Origin of the sequence: Janthinobacterium sp. SUN211 (genome assembly GCF_030587315.1) — a bacterium.
In the GTDB taxonomy this organism is placed as follows: Bacteria; Pseudomonadota; Gammaproteobacteria; order Burkholderiales; family Burkholderiaceae_D; genus Janthinobacterium; species Janthinobacterium kumbetense.
Genome location: NZ_JAPWIC010000008.1, coordinates 86,396 through 110,012 on the forward strand (window position 1 = coordinate 86,396; position 23,617 = coordinate 110,012).

General features: G+C 54.9%; 10 protein-coding genes and 1 pseudogene. 2 read left to right on the forward strand and 9 right to left on the reverse strand.

Translation table 11 applies throughout. From position 1 onward, the window contains the following. Positions 1 to 20: 20 nt before the first annotated feature. A complete protein-coding gene (locus O3301_RS23410) occupies positions 21 to 419 on the reverse strand; it encodes a hypothetical protein (RefSeq protein ID WP_305057642.1) in 399 nt (132 codons plus the stop codon). Positions 420 to 562: 143 nt separating this feature from the next. Continuing rightward, the gene (locus tag O3301_RS23415) at positions 563 to 703 is read right to left on the reverse strand and encodes a hypothetical protein (protein WP_305057643.1); all 141 of its coding nucleotides are present in this window, start codon (positions 701 to 703) and stop codon (positions 563 to 565) included. Between O3301_RS23415 and O3301_RS23420 the strand changes: the two genes are divergently transcribed. Further along, a complete protein-coding gene (locus O3301_RS23420; RefSeq protein WP_305057644.1) occupies positions 695 to 1,111 on the forward strand; it encodes a hypothetical protein in 417 nt (138 codons plus the stop codon). The two genes, O3301_RS23415 and O3301_RS23420, sit on opposite strands and share 9 nt — an antisense overlap. A gap of 98 nt (positions 1,112 to 1,209) precedes the next feature. Here O3301_RS23420 and O3301_RS23425 read toward each other — a convergent pair whose 3' ends face one another. The 5 genes from O3301_RS23425 to O3301_RS23445 all read right to left on the reverse strand — a co-directional run bounded on the left by O3301_RS23425 (position 1,210) and on the right by O3301_RS23445 (position 14,298). Continuing rightward, positions 1,210 to 2,451 (reverse strand): glycosyltransferase family 39 protein, encoded by a 1,242-nt coding sequence (locus O3301_RS23425; protein WP_305057645.1) that lies wholly within the window; start codon positions 2,449 to 2,451, stop codon positions 1,210 to 1,212. Continuing rightward, positions 2,451 to 2,816, reverse strand: a complete 366-nt coding sequence (locus O3301_RS23430; RefSeq protein ID WP_289914025.1) for a hypothetical protein — start codon at positions 2,814 to 2,816, stop codon at positions 2,451 to 2,453. Before O3301_RS23430 ends, O3301_RS23425 begins: the two co-directional genes overlap by 1 nt. Then, positions 2,813 to 4,288 carry a UbiA family prenyltransferase gene (locus tag O3301_RS23435; RefSeq protein WP_305057646.1) on the reverse strand — a complete coding sequence of 492 codons (1,476 nt, stop codon included), beginning with the start codon at positions 4,286 to 4,288 and terminating at the stop codon, positions 2,813 to 2,815. Before O3301_RS23435 ends, O3301_RS23430 begins: the two co-directional genes overlap by 4 nt. Before the next feature lie 1,391 nt (positions 4,289 to 5,679). Further along, the gene (locus O3301_RS23440; RefSeq protein WP_305057647.1) at positions 5,680 to 6,156 is read right to left on the reverse strand and encodes a hypothetical protein; all 477 of its coding nucleotides are present in this window, start codon (positions 6,154 to 6,156) and stop codon (positions 5,680 to 5,682) included. 6 nt (positions 6,157 to 6,162) lie between these two features. Continuing rightward, the gene (locus tag O3301_RS23445; RefSeq protein WP_305057648.1) at positions 6,163 to 14,298 is read right to left on the reverse strand and encodes an NBR1-Ig-like domain-containing protein; all 8,136 of its coding nucleotides are present in this window, start codon (positions 14,296 to 14,298) and stop codon (positions 6,163 to 6,165) included. A 695-nt stretch (positions 14,299 to 14,993) separates the two neighbouring features. On the opposite strand from O3301_RS23445, the pseudogene O3301_RS23450 reads away from it, so the two are divergent. Further along, a pseudogene (locus tag O3301_RS23450) lies at positions 14,994 to 15,353 on the forward strand (integrase core domain-containing protein); the annotation flags it as partial. A gap of 352 nt (positions 15,354 to 15,705) precedes the next feature. Here O3301_RS23450 and O3301_RS23455 read toward each other — a convergent pair. Then, positions 15,706 to 16,251 carry a hypothetical protein gene (locus O3301_RS23455; RefSeq protein WP_305057649.1) on the reverse strand — a complete coding sequence of 182 codons (546 nt, stop codon included), beginning with the start codon at positions 16,249 to 16,251 and terminating at the stop codon, positions 15,706 to 15,708. A gap of 1 nt (position 16,252) precedes the next feature. Then, a complete protein-coding gene (locus tag O3301_RS23460) occupies positions 16,253 to 23,419 on the reverse strand; it encodes an Ig-like domain-containing protein (protein WP_305057650.1) in 7,167 nt (2,388 codons plus the stop codon). Positions 23,420 to 23,617 lie beyond the last annotated feature (198 nt).

Consider the following 23,617-nt stretch of genomic DNA (forward strand, 5'->3'; position numbering starts at 1 on the left):
ACGGCGGGCCCGGTACTTTTTCAGGCCAGAAAAAAGATCTGGCGCAGCGCACATCCCACCTGTACCACACAGAACACCATGGCAAGGAGCAATAGTCCCAGATGGATTTTTAAAAAGATATCCAGTCGTTCCCGGCCGGCCACGGGCGGCACGGCGGCCGTTTTAAAACGCAGCCCTTTGCCGGCCAGTAGCAATAACACTATGCTGACTGGAAAAGATTGCAGAAAAATACGTCCTGGATACAAAGTCCACGCCAGTCCGATCAGGATGAAAATCAATGCCAGCACATCGCACAAGAGAAATAGATATTTTCTTTTTTGAAAATTCGCCAGCGATGCAAGCAGCCATCCCTTTTCCTTGCCGAATATGCGCTCCAGAACCAGCCATTGCGAACCTGATGAATCGACAGCTATATGCATTACAAGATTTTTCTTCAATTAAGCCAGTGACATTATCTGCGCACCAATGGCCGTAATATACGCACAGCATATTGCAGCCACGCTACGCTCAGCGATATAAAAATAATCAAGCGGGCATGTTCAACCCGCCATTATCTGTCCGCTTATGCCGAACAATAGGAATTATAGGCATACATCACGCCGGCGCCAATCAAGATGCCGCCACCGCGCGCCTGGCGTAAGATGGACGGTATCGTCGGCGAGTGCGCCGGCACCACGTTCAAGGGAAATTGCTTATGCTGCATCGTCACCTGCCCATCCGCGCCAGCCTGCTGCTGGCGGCCCTCATTTTCACGGCGCCCGCCTGGAGCGCCGATGCTGTCCACAAGGAAACAGTAGAGCTAACGGCAGGCAAGGCTGCGCTCAGCGTGAAAGGCAAGATCAAGGGCTATGCCACGGCCGAATACACGCTGGCAGGCAAGGCGGGCCAGACTCTCGGCGTCAAGCTCAAGACCAATCAACCGTCGAATTATTTCAACCTCCGTCAAGCCGGGCAGGAGGACGCCCTGTTCATCGGCTCGAGCGGCGGCAACAGTTACGAGGCAACACTGCCGGCCGATGGCGAGTACACGGTGCAAGTGTATTTGATGCGCAATGCGGCGCGCAGGAATGCCGTGGCCAGCTACAGCCTGGAGATGCGGCTGCGCAATTGAGTCTCCGCGGCCATGACAGCGCAAGAGGCGCGTGCGCCACCACATGCTCCCCATGTTATTGCAAGGGGCCATTAAGATGCGGGAGCGCCGCCCCTGTCTTATCTGGCCGGATGCGCTGCCTGGCGTCGGGCGGCCACGAGCGATTCCAGCACCAGGCCCGTCATCACTGCCAGGACCGGCATCATGGGTTCACGGTATCGGAAGATCACGTAAAACAGCATGTGAACGCCCGTGTAGCACGCAAGCGCCAGCCAGAGCAGGGCGACCTGCCGATTCCTTAATTTTCGCATCAGCACAGTCCCGATAGCACCAGCAATCAGGAGCAGGAACTGTATCGCCCACAGCAAACGCACAAGCTTTTCTGCCGGCGACTGGTTGCCTTTTCCCGCATGCAGGGGAGGCGTCCAGAAGTATGCCGCTTTTTTCAGCGCCAATGCCAGGAACGCTGCCGGGTGGGCCTTCGCCCAGGAAATGGCCTCCTGTTTCAAGGTCTCGGAAGCCTGGACTTCCCCCGTTTTCCGAAGGGCATCCCAGGTGGGGCCGCGTGGTGTTTCCGAGATGGAAATGAACATGCCAGTCGCGGCGGGATTGTTACCCAAATACAGATTGAAGCCGCCATTGGTGTTCAAGACAGGGGCGCCTATCACTTGCATGTTCCGGAGCAGCCATGGGCCGGAGATCACCAGCGCCGCTGACAGCGCGAGCATGGCCAGGCTTGCCCGCCGGGCCGTCGATGCGGGAGACAGCAGCAGCGCCCATGCAAGGACTGCAAGCAGTGACAAGGCGGCGTTACCCGTCAGTGCCAACAGACCGAACAGTACTCCGCACCCGGTCGCCACGCTCTTCGAGGGCTGGCGTGCCAGTCTCAGCGCACACCACATGACACCCAGCATCAGGGGAATCATCAGGTTTTCCTTCGCCAGATAAATCCCGTAGATGCCGCCTGGCAGATAGAGCGCCCAGGCAGCCGCGGCGATGAGACGCCCCGACCGGCCTGCGCCAGCCTCTTTGGCCACCAGGTAGCACAGCACGATTGCCGCGCCGCCCAGGCACATGTTCACCAGGCGAACCGCCAGGAGATCGTCGCCAAAGAGAAAAAAGACAGGCGCGAGTATCAACAGGGGATAGCCCACGTTATACATCGCGCGGTTACCCATGCTGTCGACGATGCCATTCCCGCCAAGCAAGTTAAGCGCCATGCTCCGGTAGGCAAGTTCATCGCCTTCCGGCACATGCTGGAAGCCCGCAATTGCCGCCGCCCTCAGGGCGAGGCCGATGCCGGCGATGATTGCCAGCCACAGCCAATCTCGCTGTTGTTGGGCATCATGCTTGTCATTCATCAACTCCTCCCCACCAAAAACACCCCCGCACAAATCAGCGCCACGCCCATCACACGGGACAGGCTGACCTGCTCGCCCAGCAGGCAGGCGATTGGCAGGGTGAGCACGAATCCCAGGCCTGCCAGCGGATAGGCCTTGCTCACTTCCCATTGCGACAGCACGCCCAGCCAGGCCACCGCTCCCAGGCCATACAGGAGGAATCCCCCCAGTACATACTTGTCCGTGAGGATATGCATGAGGGTCATGAAGGACTTGGGCTGCGCCATCATCGCCTGCACCCCGTCACCGGACATGCCGGTCTTCAATGAGAACTGCGCCATGACGGATAGCGCGATGCTCAGGATGGCAATGCAGAACGTGTTCATGGGTAAGTACCCAACACCAGAAAATGCGCGCCCAGCATGACGGCCACCATGGCGCAGACGGTCATGCGGCTGCCGTGGTCCTTGAGGGCGTAGATCACCGGGTCATCGTGCATTTCACCTCGGGAAGTTTTCACCCACAGGCGCGCAAGCCAGTAAATCAATCCCAGGGCAACCAGCCACAGCATCTGCGGGGTGCCGTAGCGCCCCTGCGTTTCCGGCGCACTGATGAACAGTCCGAACACCACCACGGCGGAGAGGGCCGCCCCGCCCCCCAGGGGCCACAACACGGCCAGGTCGCTCACCCGGTAATCCCGTCCACGCGTGGCTGCCTTGCCATTTCCCTCCAGGGTGACCAGCTCCGCACAGCGCTTCACCAGCGCGAGGCTGAGGAACATGAAGACCGAGAAGGCCAGCAACCAGGAACTCGTGGCAGTGCCAATGGCAACGGAACCGGCCAGGATGCGCAAGGTATACAGCAAGGACAGCATCAGCACGTCGATCAGCACGTATTCCTTGAGCACCCAGCTATACGCGCTGGTCAGCACCAGGTAAAGCACGAGCATCAGGAGAAAGGCATTCGACACGGACCAGGCCAGAACGAGGGCCAGGAGCAAGGCCCCCGCGGCCACGACCAGGCCCTTCAGAATCGGCAGGCGGCCGCTGGCAAAAGGGCGAAGCCGCTTGCGGGGGTGCGCCCTGTCGCTTTCCAGGTCCCACAGGTCGTTGACCATGTAGGTGGCGGAGGCCGCCAAGGAGAACGCCAGGAAAGCCACGGCCATGGTGCCCATCTTGCCCAGGTCGAGGAAGGAAAATGCCGTCAGCAGGGGCACGAACAGCAACAGATTCTTTAACCACTGGTGGACACGCAGGGCTTTGAGCCACACACCAAGCCCGCCGCTCGCTCCCGGAAACTCGCGTTCGATCGGAACGTGCCGCCGCACGGCTTGGGCCGTATTCCAGGCGACATCCACCAGCACCGCCGCCTCGGCGGCTTGCCAGATGGGAATATCTGCCTTGCTGTCGCCGGCATACACAAAGCATGGCCCGACCTGCTCCTGGATGGCTTGCAGCTTGGCCTTGCCCTTGAGATTGCGACCGTCCTGCGTCGCCAGCACCTTGTCGAACAGGCCCAGGTGCCCGGCCACGTTGCGGGCAATCGAATGGTGGGCCGCCGTCGCCAGGACAATCATGCGGCCCTGCCGCTTTTCCTCGCGCAGGTAATCCAGCAGGGACGCGCGGTAAGGGAGGTGTTCGCCCGAGATGCCGGCACGCGCCGCAATGGCTACCTTGAAGCCCGCCCGCCCTCGCATGAGCCAGAACGGCATGCGGAGCACATTGAGCGGGGATCGCTTCACCACTTGGATGACGGATTCCAGCAGGGTATCGGTTGGCGTCAGCGTGCCGTCAAGATCGACAACCAGGGGCGCTTTGGTCGAAATAGCCACCATTTTCTCCCGATTCTGGTGTGGCATGGCAGATGGAGTGCTGAAAGCAGTGATTAAATTATAGGGGGAGCCACGATGGCGATAACCAACATATATCAAGGAAGGGAGCGGTTATCTGCTTGAGCTGAACGCCCGTAGCACCTGAAAGAGACCCGCAAAAAAAGAGACCCACAACAACAAATAAAAACGCCTCGCAAATCCAGGATTTGCGAGGCGTTATGCAGCAATGAGCCGTAGTGCGTCTTAGAACGTTTATGCGCAACAAAAAGTGTAAACAGCCTTGTAAGCTTTTGTTCTCAAGGCTTCTACAGAATCATAAAGAAAAAATGTCAATAAATAGCCGTTTTCCACGCAGTTGTTTACATTTTTTCGCTCATCGCTTGAGATCATAGTGCAACTTCACGCCCTGGCACATCAGCACACGTTCTTCCCTCTGAGACACGGCCATGCCTGAGAACGAAGTCCGCCGCAAGCAAGATTTCGGCAGTAGAAAACAGGTGAAGGTTGTGGCTAGCAAGTGGCAAAAGCGGTCTGATGCAATTTATGTCTCGCTGTCAGTCGGTGCATGTCTGTACAAATGAATGGGGTGGGCGGAAGTCGCCATACACATACTGCAAGACGAACTGTTCGTGGCCAGTGCCAGTAGACGACTTGGTCAAGAGGCGTGCCGCAAAAGGTAGTGGAACTTAAGCAATGCCGCATTGCGACCCGTGAATAGTAATCGGTCTTTAACTAAGGTCCACTACTAATAGGTTGTAAAATTCATTAGTATTCAGGATGCTCACTATGCTACCGGAGCGTAACATCGGGCTGCGCAGGATGGGTTGTGGGTCAACGCAAAATGCAAAACACGCCCGCGTGGCAGGTCAAAACCACGTGTAATTCAACTGCCACCGAGCCATTTGAGAATTATCTCATTGCCGCTGGGCTCCGCCGCCCCCAAGAGAGCTAAGATTAGCTGTACAGCTAATACCGCGCATATGGATAACATCGATATTTCTTTATTGCACGATTTCACTGGTTCGCTCCCGAGTGCTATACCCATACCAACCCGGTCGAATCGGTGTCTTTCGAGATTTCAAACAAACCAGTGCGAACAAGACGGGTGCCAGGATCTAAATCAATTCGTTATACCCGATGAATCAGTGCGTCCGCCCTGAGCAGGAGTAAGCGTCTTCCTAGCACCGTCTGGACTGCCTGACCAGCGTCATCCATGATCGAATTTTGGCACGGTATTTGTGCCCACAATTTTGGATTATGGACACAAATTTTCAACCGATCATTTCCACGAATGCACGTGGTCACTATCGTCAGCATCCATTGGAATGGTCGGGGGAGCGGGGACTCCCCGTCTCGTGCCAAGTTGGCTGCCATCTTCCATCGTACTGTCACTCTCCAGAAAAAGGATTTTATGTTACTTATATAGAAAAATAAAATCCTTCATCATCAATAGTAGTTCCTTTAATGAAATTTTCATTTATTTCAAATTTATCAATTGGCCCATTAGTCAGATATTTCCATCTCTCATCACCATTAAATGAAATATTGATAAATCCAATTTCATCTCGAAGAATTAATTTTCCAGAAAAAAATATAAATTCATGGAAAACACAAGGCATTCTATATGAAAACTTCTTCTCAAAATTATTGGAGTTAAAACATGCAACAATTTCACATACCCCCACAAAAATATTTTCTTTTATAAAAATCCCTATTGGCACCAAACCCAAATTAGCATACCCAACAGTGATTTTCTCTCCATTTGGCAAGCAAAAAAAACCCCAAGTATTCGCGTCAGCGGTTTCGACATGTCCCATGGGAACCTCATCTAGCAAAACTGAAGCAAGAGCACTTTTGGATTCGACTCCGGTCCATTCAATAGTTGTAATAGCCATATATTTTTACTTAGAAATAATTGTGATTACCCGACCTTCTTCTTCGACGAACTGAATTTTTGATCCAGTGCTAGTTACTCCAGGAAGAAAGAATTCATGCATAGTTCGACCAGGTACGGAGCTAGGGACAATGGTAGATGAATCTCGATATGCATTGTTGAATAAACGGGTAACCTCTGCACGATTGAGTGGATTGTCAGCAATTCCAATACGTCCCGCGTTACCAGCTGCACGCGCTGCATTATAGGCATTGGATTGATCAATCCCTCTATTGAAGAGGAAGTCTAACTTTCGTCCAAAACTCAGCTCACCCTGCGCCGCAGCATCTGCGGCCCTTAAAGCAGCAGCCTCTGCTTTTGACCCGGCAACAATAACCGATGGAATAACAGTAGGAGGAATACCGTCAGCCATGTTTTGTACCTGAGACCCGAATCCAAAGAGTCCCAAGACTACCTGTCCAACTTTGGTGGTACCTAGCCAACCACCACCGAGCAAGGAACCGAGTCCTCCGGCACAAGCTCCTTCGTGCCCCACACATGCCGCCCCCTGCGCAACGGCTGGGTTGGGGCTCGATAGCATTGCGTCGCGAACTGTATTGTTTGCCGATCCTTTCTTCGCCGTTTCGACTCGGCCAGCGGCTGCCCCCCCTCCAGTTGCAGCTTTACTTTCCTTGTCGCCAGAGTTCCCATTTTTATCACCACGACCGGAACCAACAGCTGAGCAATTACCCTCGCACGAGTAACCAGCTGGAGGACTGCCACCGGGAATAGCGGTTCCTAGCGGTGTCTCGAGAAATCCAGTCGGGTCGGTTAAATTGATAGGGTTATTTGATACGTAAGAATAACGATTGTAATTCTGCCCGTTCTTGGGATCACTGACCAGTGGGTCACCCGACAAAAATTTAGCCGTGAGCGGATCGTACACCCTCCCGTTCATGTGTACCAAGTCCAACTGGTCCAGCATTTCATGACCAGTGAAGCCTCGGTTATCGATTTTCCCGTCGATGCTGTCGTCGGTGTTGTCATTGTCGGCCACGCTGCGGCGCTTGCCCCATGCATCGTACTCCAGCCTGCCATCCGTGCGAATCGTGCCGTCTTCTCCGGTCATGGCAACAGGACTACCCAGACGGTCTACATGCGTCCAGTGCAACTGCGTCGTCCCGCCCTGATCGATTTCCACACCGATACCGTTCGGCCAGTAAGTCTTCACCTTCATACCACCATTGACGCCAGATTCCACCTCCTGTGCACCCGCATAGATCACGCGCTCATCGGTGCCTCCCGCCTGGTTACCGCGGCGCAACTGCCCAACGCGCTGGTGCTCAGGACCGTAGTTAAAGGTTGCCGTGATCGCATCCTTCTTGATCGTTTGCGGCATGTCGAAGCTGGTCCAAGTGATCGTGCGACCGCCGCCATTCAACAAGTTGCCATTTGTATCGTAGCTGTAGATGCCGGGGATACCAGAGATGGTTTGCACCGCATGAGGCTGCACCGCCGTTTCGCCCTGTGCCCTGTACGCGTAGGTACCCACCCCTGTCTTGCTGGTGATATTACCTGCGGCGTCGTAGGTGAACAGGCGCGCTGTTTTACCCAGCACCTGACTACTCTTCAGGCGGTTCAAAGTATCGTAGTCGAAGCTCTCCTGGAAGCCGTTACTGTCCCAGTACTGGCTACGATTCTTCACATTGCCCAGCACATCATAAACATAGTCTTCTTGAAGACGCATTGCACTGCTTGCCGTCGATACACCGCCATGTATCAGCCTGCCGCTATAGGTATTGAAATCACGGTTCTGGATCAAGCCATTACCCAGTAGCACTTTGCGCGCACGTCCGGCGGCATCCTGCTGCGTTGCCTGCCACAGCACCAGCGGACCGCGCTCAATGCGTGACGGGTAGCCGTAACCGTTGAATGCAAAGCTAAAATCCTTGGCGGTATCATTGCCGCGCTTGTAGGTCTGCTTTACCAGCCGCCCCCACGAGTCGTATGTCGGCGTGGCCGAGTAGAGTCCATCGTAAAGCTTCTGTGTCGTCAGCGCAGGACGGCCCAGGATGTCGTAGCTATGCGTACGGATGTAATCGGGCGTGGCCGTCTGGCCGGTGTACGCCCGCGCCAGCTGCCCCACGCCTTTCGCCGCCGTATCGTGGACCCAGTGGCTTTCCAGGTCACTTTCATAGCGCGCGGTCATGCGACCCAGCAAATCGTAGGCCATCCAGGTCCGCGTCCCCTTGGCGCGTTGTTCCGGGCTAATCTGCCGGTATACCTGTCCTAGCGGATTGACTGCGTATTCGATAAATCCGAGATCGGGATCACGCAAACCTATCTTACGACCCCACGTATCATAATTTACCGTGATCCTGTTCCCATTCGGGTCTAGCGTGGTTTGCAAGCCACCGAAGGGCTCATAGGTAAAGCTGGTCGTGCCACGTGGCGAGCCAGAGTCTAGTACCTGGCGCAACTGGCCCAGTACGTCGTGGTTTTCTGTACGTACTTGTCCAGCGGGATTTTTGTGCTCGATCTCCAGTCCGCGGTAAGTCGTGCTTGTCGTCCGCACGGTACCTGCGTCATCCGGCAAGCTGGTGCTGATCGTTCTATTCAAATCATCATAGCCCCAGCGAGTTTCCAGATAGGCGGCAGCGCCATCGAAACGCGGCTGATCGGTTTCCACCAATCGCCCGCGGTCGTCGTAACGCTGGTCTACCACAACGGGGGTGCCGTCGAAGCCCCAGGTCTTGCTACGCTCGACATGGCCAGCACTATCGCGGTACACCACCTGTGGTACTGCGATACGGTCATTGCCATGGAATGCCTCCTTGATCTGCACCGTTGTTGCATGGAAGGCGCAATCGCCGGCGCAACGTTTCAGATAGTTGCGCATTTCGTTGCCATCCGGTCGCAACTCAACCATCACGCGACCAAACCGGTCCACCGTCCAGTTTGTCGTCAGGTTGTTTGCATCTGTACGCCTGGTCGGCGCGCCGGTGGCGTCGTCAAATGCCTGGCTCGTCGCGTGTCCCATTGCGTTTTTGACGGAAATCGGGAAGCGTCCCTTGGCATCGTACGTCGTGTCGCTCACTGTGCGCGATTGCGCGGATATGCAGCCTGCTTCCGGCCAGCCGGCAGCGGCGCAGGCCGGATTGGTCCAACTCTGCGTGATTTTGTTGACCTGGCCGAACTGGTTGGCGCTGCGGTCGTAGGTCGTCAACACAGCGAGCGCAAGGTTGTTCGGTTCGACCGTTTCGGTTTCCCGCAGGCCCGTCGTACTATTGTAGGTGTAGCTTGTGCTGCGCGTGAGGCTGGCGCCGTCGGTGCGCGCAATTGCCATACTCAGCGGCAGGCCCGATAAATGGACCCATCCTGGCGCTGTGAAATAGGTGGTGGTATCTGTTTGTACGAAATTGCGCCCACCACCCTCAGTGACAGTATTCCGAGAGGTAAGATTGCCCCAGCCATCATTGTACTGATTGGTAACCGTCACCGTCCCCAGCGCAGTGCAATCCAAATCCGAACGCTTGACACCTGTCCCGCTAATATATGGAAAGTAACTGACAGCACCGCTGCCCATCGACTGCGACTGCTGCTGCAGTTGATTGGTAACACTCTCGAGTGTGCAACGGCTGTTGAAACGGCGGCTGGCTTCCACCATGCCGACCAAAGGAAAAGTCTGCGAGAATATGGTCTCCTCTGCAATACCCGTGGTGGCATCAGTAGTGCGCATCAATGCGAAACCCAGCGAACCACGACCGCCAGCATCATACATTGCACCGGCATAGTTCATGTTGCTGGTGATCCAGCCCCCTTGTCCGTTCGCCTGGCGCAGTTGTTTCGCCATGACGCCCGGCACGGTTGACTTTTGCGGATAGACAGGGCGGCGCTCGGTGCCGACCACTGTGGCAAAGCGGCTATAGACGCTACTGTCATCGCCTCGTGTATAGTCGATCTCAGCGCTATGACCAATGCCGTTGGTTACCGAAACGAGACGATCCTGCGATGCGGGCATGACGAGCGACGTGATCCAGCACGATTGACGGTATGAGGAATCCTTAAAATTGGGAACCTCGCTGCAATTGAGTGCCGCCGGCACGCCACTGCCATCGATAGTGAACGGCCGCGAGCGGCTTCCGGAACCAGTCCGAATAATGGCAAGCGTTTCTGCCGGTATGCCGCTGACATCAACCTCTTGGCATTTTTCGCTACCATCGGCCAATCTGCACAGCGCATTAGGCACCGACGTATTTCCGATATACCCCCAGTAGCGGTTGACGCCGTCGCCCAACATGTCAGCGACACCGGCAAAGAAATAGTCAAATCCAATAGATCCCATGTCCGGGAGTGCGACACCACGTGACGTCATCGGACGGCAATTCACACCGGTTTCGCTGCTCAGGCATAGCTTATTGCCTCCGTTATCGCTGTAGAAGAAGTCTGTCAGGCCATCGCCATTGAGATCGCCGGCGCCAGCGCCTGACATGCCAATGCCGTTCGACGATAACAGGTCGCACAGAAAAGAATCTTTGCTGCGTCTGCATACCGTCACGTTAGATGAATAAGATATAACACCACCTTGCAGGTCTGGATTATTTATCATGTAAAAATCCGATTGCCCTTGCTTGCTCAGTTCGATCGGCATGAAGCCCGTCGTCACAACGCCCCCTGGCGTGGTGGTCGGCAACGTGCGGCAACTGACGGTGCCGTTGTAACTGCATATATGCGCCTGATTAGCTGCATCAAAATACATTAATTGCGAACGGCCGTCATTATCCACACTCGCCAAGGTGGGCAAGTCGCCGTCTCGATTGAAATCCCGCATTGGGGGCAGCGCGCCTCCCGTCTGACATGCCGCGAATAGCGGGTTATAGGGCCCAGCTGGCAGGGCTAGGCAGTAAGCCCAACTGCGCCCTCCTGAGTCCAGTAATACGATGTCATCGCGGCCATCGCCGTTGAAGTCGCCGGTCAATATCTGATCATATTTACCAGTGAGCCGGGACATATCCAATGTGGCGTCCCAACCGGAAATGCTATTGCTACGTCCGGCAAGCTTTCCGTTAAAGTAGCGAAGATTGCAGTTCGGCATTGCCGGCATGCACACCTGCCATGGAACGAAAATCGAGGTTTCCCCCAGGCCATGGAAGTCTCCGGTATAAGTTTTGATTGGTATATTCTCGCCGTCTGCCATTACATTGAATTCGAAGCTATTCTTTTGCACCAGCTTGGGTCGGCCACCGTCACCGTAACTGAAGTCGGTGCGTGGCATTGGTTCGGCAATTCCGGTCAACGCGTTGAACGCTGAGACCTGTACCCAGCTAACCAAGCTGCGGCCGCTGCCGGCGCTATTGGTGTAGCCAAGCGCGTAATCACGCACCAGCGTGCCGCCGCTGCCATCCGCAGCAGTATTGATATACGTCTGCACATGCGAGAGTAGCTTGCGCAGGTCATTGCGCGAGCCTCCCATGTATTGAACCTGCGCATCGTTACGACTGGTGTAACTGAAGCGGACCGTAAGGTCCGGCGAACTGCCAGCATTGGTGTTGCCGCCATAGCGGATCTGCGCCGGCGTGTATTCGCCAGTGCTGGCGTCAACCTCATAACTTACCGTAAAGTAATTGCCGGAACGATCTTCCACCCGAGACAACGCCCATAGCAGGGCTTGGCCGTCGCCGCGCCCCTGGGCAGCGATGGCGCTATTCGCGTTGACGCCGTAGTAACGGATCCGGCCGTTCTTGTCTTCGACCTTGAAGCCGGCCGCAATCCGGGTGACACGCGAAAAGCCTTCGATCTCGGTACGATATTGGGCGCCCGAAGCCCAGTACGCGCTGTCCTGTGCGCTCGGGCTAGCGCCGGGGTTGCCACCGTCGGCACGCAACAGGCGTTGGCCATCCAAGCATAGGCGATCGGCCCCATCGAATGAAATACGGCCGGCAACACCATCCTGGCCTACCGTCTTCGGACAACGATGAATGGTAGAAAGGCCACCCAACGACCAGCCTAGGCCGACCATGCCATTGCTGCCGTTGCTCGAATAGCTCAGGGATAGCGCAGGCTGCATGCCAGCCGTGCCCGGTGGTACCGCGAGTTCGATGCTGTAGAGCGCCGCGCCGTCGTTCCCCACGCTCAGATTGCCAGGCAACGTCCCTGCGTTCTCATTGCCCAAATGCGGAGGTGTGATGTTGACGGCACTTGTGCCACCAGGTGCCTGACTGACCACCCGCACCGACACCGGCAGGCTGTCGCCTGATAAGCTCGCCGCATTAGTCGCCCTCAGCACCAGCGCATGATGGCCCAATGGCAGCGTAATCGCCTTATTGAAATTTACAGTGCCGTCTCCAGCGTCGATTACCGTATTGCCGTCCAGCAGCTCTAGTTTTGTGATGGCCACGTCCCCGACCTGGCTGGCGCTCCCCTTTACGGTGACAACCATTGTGTCTCCGCTGGTCGAATACACCGTGCCGTCTGCAGGACTAGTAATCGTGGCAACCGGTTTCGCCGTCGTTACGGACACTGCCGCATTGGGCGCGGCGTCACCGAACCAAGCCACGTTTTCCTGCAACATTTGCCACTGCACGGCGTAGCTTCCTGCATTACGCGGAGCTGTCAACGTAAAATTGAAGACGGCGCTGGCGCCGGGCGCAATTGCTCCTGGCACGTTAACGCGGCCGATACCGAATGTCGTCGTGTTCCCTGGATTTTTGATCCCGAGCTGATATGGCCGCGTCGGGTCAGGGATCCAGGTAGTGTTGCCGGTATTTTGCAGAGTGACCGACGCACTATATGTCTGTCCGGCCACCATCGTTGTCGGTATGCTCTGAGCGAGATATTTCGCATCATTAATGGGGGGAGGTGGAGCGATATTGACTGCGTACGGAATCGAGAAGTAACTCTGACCATTATAGGTCGCTGCCTCAAGCCGCATGGAATGGCTGCCAGGAGAAAGCAACGCTGACATCGCGATCTCCCTCAGCTGATTGATTGGCATATTTTTTTTGTCATCATAGTTGACAAAAAAGAGCTGCGACGCAACGATAACGTTGTCATCATACAAATTGACTGACTGCACGCTGTCGCCAATCGTCGTTGTAACCTGCCCGGAAGCAACAACTTTCAGCTTACCGGTGGATGGGTCCGCCGTTCCGTTCTTCGGACTAATTGCCACGCCAGTCCAGGTTATACCAGGAACCGGAAGCGTGACATTGACGGTGCGATAGGTACTGATAGTTTGCCCGAAGTTGTCCGCCACCCACAGTTCAATGACATGGGTGCCGATGGTGAGGTCTTTGCTGCCGCTGATTGTGTTGGCGGATCCAGAAGCGAATGCCACACCGTTCTCGCGCAATTGCACACTACTCAATGTGCCACCACTACTTGGCGCAGCACTGCCGGTAAAGGATACGCTGGCGGTGCTACCAATTGCCGGATAGCTTGCTCCTTCAGCGGGCCAGGTAATCGTTGCGCTTGGTTGCGACACAACCACGTTGATGGATATGTTGGGTGTCAAGTCGCCAAACCATTCCACGCTCTCCTGAAACATTTTCCACTGGACGGCATAACTTCCCGGACTACTTGGCGCCGTCAACGTAAAATTAAAGACGCCACTATTGCCCGGCGCAACAGTCCCTGGCACTTCAACGCGAGTTACACCGAACAACGCCGCATTGCCTTGGGCTCCGAGTCGATACGGACGCGAGGGATCAGCCACCCACGTGGTCGTGCCGGTATTTTGCATCGTCACCGATACGTTATAGGTACGCCCCGCCACCATGGTTGAAGGTACGTTTTGTCCCAGATATCGTGCCGCATTCACTAAGCTCACCGGATTGGCGTTGATCGTGTACGTCGCCGTATTCAGCGTATTGCCGTTGTAGGTTGTCGCCTCGAGCCATACAGAGTGGGTACCTTGTCTAACAGGCACCGTCATCCAGGGAGATCTGGCCACGTTAATGGGCATATCTTTTTTTTCGTCTATGACGACCGGGTAGAATTGCGTGTTGACGAGAACGTTGTCGTAATAAAGGTTGACCGACTGCACGGTGTCCCCTGTAGACGCGATAACGTTGCCGGAGGCGATGACTTGTAGGGTGCCAGTGGACGGGTCCACCGTCCCACTGGTTGGAGAAATAAATACATTACTCCAGGTGATTTGCGCCATGGCGCTGTGACTAAACAACAACAAGCCAACAACGGCGGCGATAGTGCGAAAGAATCGAAACAAAATTGCGCACGCGCATCTGCACGCCAACGACAAACTAGACATAGCTTCCCCAAGCGGCGGCCCATCATTACAAGCCATTAATTAATTTTAGGCAAAGTTTGCCTTATTTCAACATTGTGAAAACTAGCAAAAAGTCACAATTATTAAATATTTATTATTTTCAACCACTTAAGGATAGTTCTAACGCCAACGCTGCTGCGCCAGGGCGAACAGCTCTGGCACGTCGACACACCGCTATTTGCTGGCGCGGACCGCAATAACGGCACGCACTTCGAACGATATAAGGGACATGCCTGCGCGTTGAATGCGCTTCTGGTGCGCCAGATACACCTCGTCGAAGCTCCCCTGCACCGCCATCGCCCCCAGATAGCTGATCAGTGCATCGCTAGTGCGTGCCTCCCCGCGCAACACAATGCGGCGCCCAGATGTTGATTTGCACCGAAAACTGCCACACTTAGCCGCATAATTTGCATCGAAAATTGACCCACGTTTAGCACACAATCCTACTTATCTGAATGAGTAGGGGATAGGAGTGCTTGACGGAATTGGGGTTCAAGGGGTCTTACGACCGAGTGGCGGCGTTCGCCAGGCAATGGAGGGAGGGTCAAACAGAGTGGGTCAATTCGGCATGCAAAAGAACAGAAATGGCTTACGAGCAGCGAGGTCGACCGCAGAGGCTGCTGTTTCATTCGGATCAAGGTAGCCAGTACGCCAGTCGAAAATTCCGTCAGCGCTTGTGGCGCTATCGGATACGACAGAGTATGAGCCGTCGGGGAAATTGTTGGGATAACTCCCCGATGGAACGGCTGTTCCGCAGCTTCAAAACTGAATGGCTGCCGTCAACTGGTTACATGACGGCACAGGAAGCACAACGGGACATCAGCCACTACCTGATGCACCGGTATAACTGGATACGACCACATCAGTTCAACCAGGGACTGGCACCGGCCGTCGCCGAAGAAAAACTTAACGTAGTGTCCGGGATGGGTTGACCACTACAGAGCCCAGCCTGCCAAGTTACCATACCCGCCATCAAGGAAGTTCTTTATCGAGCTATCCGCTTGCTTAACGACACTTGTGACCTCACTGTTTGCCGAGCTCATGCACATGATCCGCAAGGGCTAGTTCGCACTTGACGGTGCGAATGCAATATCGTTCGCCGACCGATTTTATGCGCTGACAGAACAGGTCCGTCCAGTTTGAGGGCCGCAGTGCCATTCTGGGAAAATTTCACCCTCTGATCGACAACGCAACAGAACCGGACCGCGCAGCGGCTAACCAGATCGTTCAAATTTCTCCGCGGCTAAGTCCGTTCTAAATTGCAGAACCGGGCTCGCTGCTTCGTCACTTGTTGCTAACCTCTCCTATTTGCTTGAACTGTAGACCTTTGAGGTTCAAGTGTTTTACTCTATTTGCAAATGACTCAGTAACGAAGATAGTAGAGCGATTTGAATTTTCAATGGTAAAGAGTTCCTCGCTATCTACCGGAAATTCATCGATAATCAGCCTCTGCACCATAAATATGGACCCAGCAGGGTCCTTATGAACGATACTTCGACTTTCATTGTATTCACGAATCGAATTCAAACAATTTACCAAATACCAATCCTCGCCGGCAACAATAATAGGCAACAGTTCGATGTTTTGGTTGCCCTCTGGAAATAAGAGTTTTTTGAGATCTCTCCTAAAAGCGAAACCTGGAGTCACACAGGCAACATCAGGCTCCCGCCCTTCGGATTTTCCTGTTCTATAGAACTCAAAATTAAACGCATGCCAATTTCCTCTAACGCTCTTAAAGTTAAGATCTGTACATTTTGCGAAGTCACTAGGATTACTCCATAGTACTGGATAATGAATCTTATCGGGATCCGGGCGAAAAATTTTAGTCATATTAAAAAGGGAAAATTCCCATATATATTTGCGCCTTGATCGCAGTTAACCTCACAGCAACATCAACATACGACTTGGATCCAACTAGGGCTCCCGTCACCGCAGCATGATATACGTCCGTATGAATGCGAGCATGGTAGGAACTATTCATATTCATTCCGTTGAACGCGCTATTAACACTCATTCCATTGTTATTAAGAATTGCGACCGACAAGGCTGCCCGCGGATCGTTTTCCGCCGCAATATGGTGAGAATGTTGTCCTGGCAATTTCAACTGACTGGCGAAGGCGGCGATATTCTTCGCAAGTAGCCTGCTAGATTCCATGAAAGGAGGTACAACCAAAGCACCCACGACCGCACCGCCAGCCACGCCTGTTGCAACTATGGCGGGATTTGCCGGGGCACAAACCCCGACCGAGGCGATGTCACATCCAGCCGAAACAGCCACACCTGCGGTCGCTCCAACCATAGCACCGAAAGTAGCGCCCGCCACCTTGTCAGCGGTACGCTGCATTGCTACGGCTTGAGTAGTGCCGCCAGTAGCCTCACCGCCACCAGTCGCCGGGGCAGTTCCCCCGCTTGCCGAACCTTTGCTTTCCCCTTCCGAACGAGTACCCGCGTTTGCCAAAGCCGGTCTGCCCGCAGCACTATTTATACCATCTTTAATGGCATTGGCGTCCGAGAATGACAAGTTCTGGGTGTCCACCAAAGCATCAATATAGGATGCATCTTTCTTGTATATATTCGATCCGGTGACATATCCTTCAAACCGGAATCCAGTAGGATCGGTCAGGTTGGTCGGATTATTCAGCACATAACTATAACGGTTATAGTTCTGTCCGTTCGTAGGATCCTGGATCACCGGATCAGCTGACATAAACTTGCCCAGCAACGGATCGTACACGCGCCCATTCATGTGCACCAGATCCAACTGGTCCAGCATCTCGTGTCCGGTGAAGCCGCGATTGTCAATCGCGCCATCGATACTGTCATCGACACTGACATGATCGGCCACACTGCGTCGCTTGCCCCAGGCGTCGTACTCAAGTCTGCCGTCCACACGGATGGTGCCGTCTTCGCCCGTGTAAGCAATTAAGCTACCAAGACGATCTACGTGCGACCAGTGTAGTTTCGTCACGCCCGCTTCGTCAACCTCCATGCCGACGCCACCTGGCCAATAGGTTTTTACCTTGACGCCACCACTCGCGCTCGATTCCACCTCCTGCACACCTGCATAGATAACGTTGTCCTCGCCACGCAACTGGCGCAAGCGCTGGTGCTCGGGACCATAGTAGAAGGTGGCCTTTGCCGCCCCCTTCTTGATGGTCAACGGCATATCAAAGCTGGTCCATGTCACCGTCTTGCCGGCAGCACTCACCATGTTGCCATTGTTGTCGTAGCCGAAGGTTCCCGAAATTCCGCTCACACTTTGGACCGCATGCGGCTGCACAGCATTGGCGCCTGCCGGATACATGTAGGTGCCAAGGCCTGTTTTACTCAAGATGTTGCCTGCCGCATCATAGGTAAACTGCTGCGCCGCTTTGCCCAGCACCTGGCTGCTGGACAAGCGGTTCAAGCCATCATATTCAAAGCTCTCCTGGAAACCGCCTACATCCCAATACTGGCTGCGCTCTTTAACGTTGCCAAGCACATCGTAAAGATAATTCTCTTGAAGTCGGGCAGCCCCACTGGCCAACGTCACCGCACCATGTTCCAGCCTTCCAGTGTAGGCGTTATAGCTTTGCGACTGAAGCAAACCGTTGCCCAGTGCTGATTTCACCGCGCGGTTAGACGCATCTTGCTGCGTCGCCTGCCACAGCACCAATGGGCCACGCTCCAGGCGCGCCGTAAAACCATAGTTATTGAAGCGCGTCGAGAACACCTTGGCCGCGTCATTGCCGCGCTGATAGCTCTGCCCCACAACCCGGCTCCAGGTGTCATATGTGGTCAATGCCGAATACGCCCCGTCAGCAAGATACTGGGTCGTCAGCTTGGGACGTCCGAGCTCGTCATAGGTGTGAATGCGACGATAGTCCTTGTTGTTTACTTGTCCTGTAAATGCTTCGGCGAGCTGGCCAACCCCCATTGCCGCCGTGTCGAAGACCCAGTGACTTTCCAGAGCGTGCACCGAAGATGTCTCATAGCGCGCCGTCATCCGGCCAAGTAAGTCATATGCCATCCAGTTCTTGTGGCCGGAAGCACGCTGCACTGGACTCGTTTGCGCATACACCTGACCAAGCGGATCGACGTCGTAGGCAATCCAGCCGAGATCCGGGTCGCGCAAACCGATCTTGCGTCCGAGTCCATCATAGTCGACCCGAATCACATTGCCGTTGGGATCGGTTGTCGTCGACAGTGCGCCAAATGGCTCGTAGCTGAACGAGGTTGTGCCGCGCGGCGCGTTGGAGTCCAGCACGGAGCGCAACAGTCCCAGCACATCACGTGTTTCGGTTCGCTGCTGTTGCTTGGCATTGATCTGTTCGATTATCAGCCCACGGTACTGGATCGTACTGCGACGCTCGACGCCAGCTTCATCAGGAACTACCGTCGCGGTGACGCGGTTGAGGTTATCGTACTCCAGGCGGCTAGCCAGCACCGCAGCCTCGTTCAGGAAGCGGGGATGATAACTCGTGACCAGGCGCCCGCGCTCGTCGTATGCCTGGTCGGTCAAGATTGCACGGCCATCAAAGCCCCAAGTCATGCCGCGCACCACATGACCCGCACTGTCGCGGTATGCCACTTGCGGCACCACGACCCGATCATTGCCATGAAACACTTCAGTCACTTGTGCAGTGTTGGCATTGAAAGGACAATCACCAGCACAGCGCTTGAAATAGCTGCGTGTCTCATTTCCATCCGCGCGGCGTTCGACTTGTATCCGTCCATGCCCGTCCACCGTCCAGCTGGTCTGCAGATTGTTGGCATCGCGTCGGGTAACCATGGCGCCGGTCGCCGGGTCGAAAGTCTGACTGCTCGTGTGGCCCAACGCATTCTTGAGCGTCAGAGGGAAGCGCCCTTTCGCATCGTACATGGTGTCGCTTACCGTACGCGATTTGGCGGCGACGCATCCGGCCTGGGGCCACCCGGCAGCGCTGCAAGCCGGATCGGACCAAGTCTGGATTACCTTGTTCACCTGTCCAAACAAATTACCACTACGATCATATGTGGTTTTGATCGTCAACGCAGCATGGTTCGGGGCGATGGTTTCCGTTTCACGCAGCCCGCTGGTGCTGTTGTAGGTATATGCGACTTCACGCGAGACGCTCGTGCCATCGGTGCGGGTAGTAACGACAGAGCGTGGCAGGCCCGCCAGGTAGTTGACGCCGCCATCGGTGAAATACCCGGTGGTGACCACTTGGCTAAAGCTGCGCCCGCCTCCTTCCGTGTTCGTCGTTTGTACGTTCAGATTCCCCCATCCATCATTGTATTCATTGACCACGCGCGTGGTACCCAGATTACTGCAATCCAGGTCACGGCTGACTGTGGTGACTCCCCCCAGGTAGGGGAAATAATTGACCGCGCCGCTGGTCAAAGGCAGCGTAGTCTGCGCCAGGCTATACGATGTATTTTCCAGTTCGCAGCTACCGGAGAACTTCCGCTTCCCGATTTCCATACCCGTAAACGGGAAGTTCTGAGAGTATGTGCCTTCCATGGTTAAACCTGCCGCGACGTCGACCACACTCATCGTGGTGAATCCCAGTGAACCGCGTCCGAGCGCATCGACCATGGCGCCGGCATATCGGTAATCGCTGTAAATCCAGCCGCCTTGTCCATTCGAGTGACGCAGTTGTTTCACCACCACGCCTGGATCGATTTCTTTCTGTGGATATACCGCTCGCTGTGAGTTGCCTGCAACGTTGGCAAAGCGGCTGTATACCGCCGAATCATTGCCCCGCGCATAGTCAACCTGCATGGTATAACCAAGACCGTTACTGACGCTGGTCAAGCGATCACGCTCAGCAGACACCACCAACGACGTAACCGAGCAATGCTGAATAAAACTGGAGTTTTTGGGCTGTGCCTCAGGATCGCAATTAAGAGACGCGGGAACGCCGCTACCATCGATGAAGACCTGTTGCGACCTCGCGCGCGGCCACACTGTCGGCAAGCCACTCATGTCGACCGGCTGACATGTCTCTGCTCCATCCTTCACCTGGCACAACACATCGGGACGACTGGCCTGGGCGCTGTAGCCCCAGTAACGATTGACACCATCGCCCAGCATGTCGGCAATGCCGGAAAAATAATAGCCGAACCCCACTTGGGTATGCGCTTCGGCGACCGCGCCCCGCACTGCCATCGGTCTGCAGTTGACGCCCGTCTCTGTACTGAGACAAAGTTTGCTGCCGTTGGTTACGCCGTAGAAGAAATCAGTCAGGCCATCACCATTGGTGTCCCCCGCTCCCAAACCTGCACTGAAACGGTCGCCGGCATCGACAATGCTGCATTGCAGTCCCGACTGGAACATGCGGCAAATGGTTACATTTAATTGTGGAGAATCCGGATATAGCACCGGATCGCGGACCATATAAAAGTCCGACTGTCCCTGCTTGCTCAAGGCTATGGGGATGAGATCACGCAGCTCTACGCCGGCAGGCGCACTCGTGGTTACTGTTCGGCATGTCACGGTACCGTTATAACCACATACATGCGCCTGCCTTGCCTCGTCGAAGTACAGCAGCTGTGACTTACCATTACCATCAAAATTGGCCAGCAGGGACGCAGCCCGTTTACCAATATTTGGTAATGTCCCGCCAAACTGGCATGGGGAAAAAGCTGGAACGTTGCCGGAAGGCTGTTGAGCCAGACAGTAAGCCCAGCGTCCGGAGCCTCGCAAAACGAGATCGTCGATACCATCGCCATTCAGATCCCCTGCCAGCATCATGTCGTACTGACCAGTCAGTTGCGAGAAGTCCAGCTGGACATGCCAAAACTCTCCGTGAATACCATATATGTTGACGGTATTTTCCAAATAGAAATCGCGGCACACGGGGAAGCCGCATTTGATAGCAGGCACCAGGACCGAGCTCACCTTGTCCCCATGTACGGCGCCAGTAACAACAGGACCCAAGGGGTAAGTGTCGCCATCACCCGACACGTAGACGTCGAACTGCTGTTTCAGCTCCAGCTTCGGCACGCCCCCATGTCCCCAGTTGAAATCGGTGCGCGGTAATGGTTCCATGGCTCCCGTCACAGGATGGCGTGCCGTCGCCTGGATCCAAGTTACCAAGCTTCTACCGCTACCTGCGCTATTGGTGTAAGCAATTTCGTAATCGCGCGTCAACGTTCCACCTGACCCATCGGCTGCGGTATTAATGTACGTTTTCACATGCGTCAGGAGGCTGCGCAAGTCATTGCGCGATCCGCCCATGTACTGGGTTTGCGCATCGCTGCGCCCGGCATAGCCGAAGCGGACAATAATATCCGGTGCCGTACCCGCGGTGGTGTTGCCGCCGTAGTGAATCTGGTTTGGCGTGTACTCGCCGGTGGTCGTGTCAACGTTATACCTGACTGTCAGGTAATTGCCGGAGCGATCTTCAACGCGGGCCAGCGCCCATACTAATGGTTGCCCGTCGCTGCGCCCCTGGGCTGCAATAGCGCTGTTACCGTCTATGCCAAAGTAGCGAATAAGCCCATTTTTTTCTTCGACCTTGAAACCTGAATTCCATCGCGTAATACGCGCATAGCCCTCCAACTCGGTACGGTACTGTGCCCCGGCAGCCCAATAAATCGCGTCGCGCCCGCTCTCGTTTGTCCCGGGAACAGGGCCATCCGCACGCAACAGACGTTTCCCATCGAGACAAAGTCGGTCTGCGGTATCGAACGCGATACGCCCGGCGATGCCATCCTGAGCAATCGTCTTTGCACAGCGGTGAATGGAAGACAATCCACCAAGCGACCAGCCCAGTCCCACCATACCGTTGCTGCCGTTGCTCACATAATTCAGTGATAGCGCCGGTTGCATGCCAGCAGTACCGGGAGGCACAGCCAACGCGACACTGTACCGTGCCTGGCCATCTGCCCCGACGCTCAAGGCACCAGGCAGTGTACCTGCATCGGCAGTGCTTAAATCGATGCCGACTGGTGGCGGGGTAACCGGTGCATCAGCAACATTGATCGTGACGGAAGTTGCGTTTGTTAATCCGTAGTTATCGTAAGCTTTGGCCGTCAAAACGTGGCGTCCTGTCGCCGCTTGCGTCAGTGTTACATTATACGGCGCAGATGAAAAGGTTCCCAGGAGCATCGATCCGTCGAATATTTCGACTTTCACAACCTTTCCATCCGAATCCGAAGCGCTGACGGAGACGGGTATGTTGGCTGCATAGGCAAAGCTGGCCCCCTCGCCTGGTGAGGCGATCGCCACCGCAGGCGGTGTATTTGCTGCGACATGAATCGTCGCGCTGGCAGTTTTTTCTCCGCCACTGTTGTCAGTGGCCTTTGCGGTGAGTGTATGTGACCCTGATGTCGGATTGGGCAGTACAACTGAATAAGGCGGTGCGTTGGCGATACCCAAGTATTGGCCATTATCGAAGAACTCGACTCGACTAACACTCCCATCGACGTCCGACGCCATGGCGACCACGTCAACCCGAGTGCCATAGGGAAAAACCGTACCATTGGCTGGCTGTGCAATACTTACTGAGGGAGGAATGTTAGGCGGCGGAGAAATGGTGATCGACACCGTCCTCACCAAGCCAGCCCCGTTGGCAGCATTGGAGCCATTATCGAATGGCTTCGCACCGAGCGTATGTGCGCCCACAGGCAAGCCGCCAATAAAAGTGTAACTAAAATCATTATAGGGAGTTTCGTCGTCTCGGTATTGCATCGCCCCCAAATTCGCTTGCCCTACCACATTGCCGTCTAAATAGATATCGACTCTTCGAATAACAAAGGTATAGGGATCGCCTATTGGTGACCAGACAATATTGCCGAGCGCCCGACCAGAAACCGTAATGTTCTGAGTCGCAGGGAAGACGGTGCCGCTATTCGGTGAAAGCGTATCGATGACAGGTGCATTACACCGACCCGATATGCAGCCGGCGTTTGCGCTATCCGGGACGGATAAGAACAGCACTGTGACAGAAAAAAACACAGCAGAGAATGTGAACAATTTTTCTGCCGCTGATGCGAAAAGACAGTTCAACCGTTTGCCAACCGAAATTTTCATAATAGCCTTGGAGTCATACTATTTTGTTCCCACGCATGAGCACCGCACGGCCAACAAATATATTTTTCGAAGAACAATGCTGCGATAGAAATTTAAAACATTTTTTTCAGAAGTGTTGCAGTATAAATACGCGTACCAATGATAAATGTCGGTGCTGATCGGCCCACCTCATCTGATCACATGGTGGTTTTATAAAAT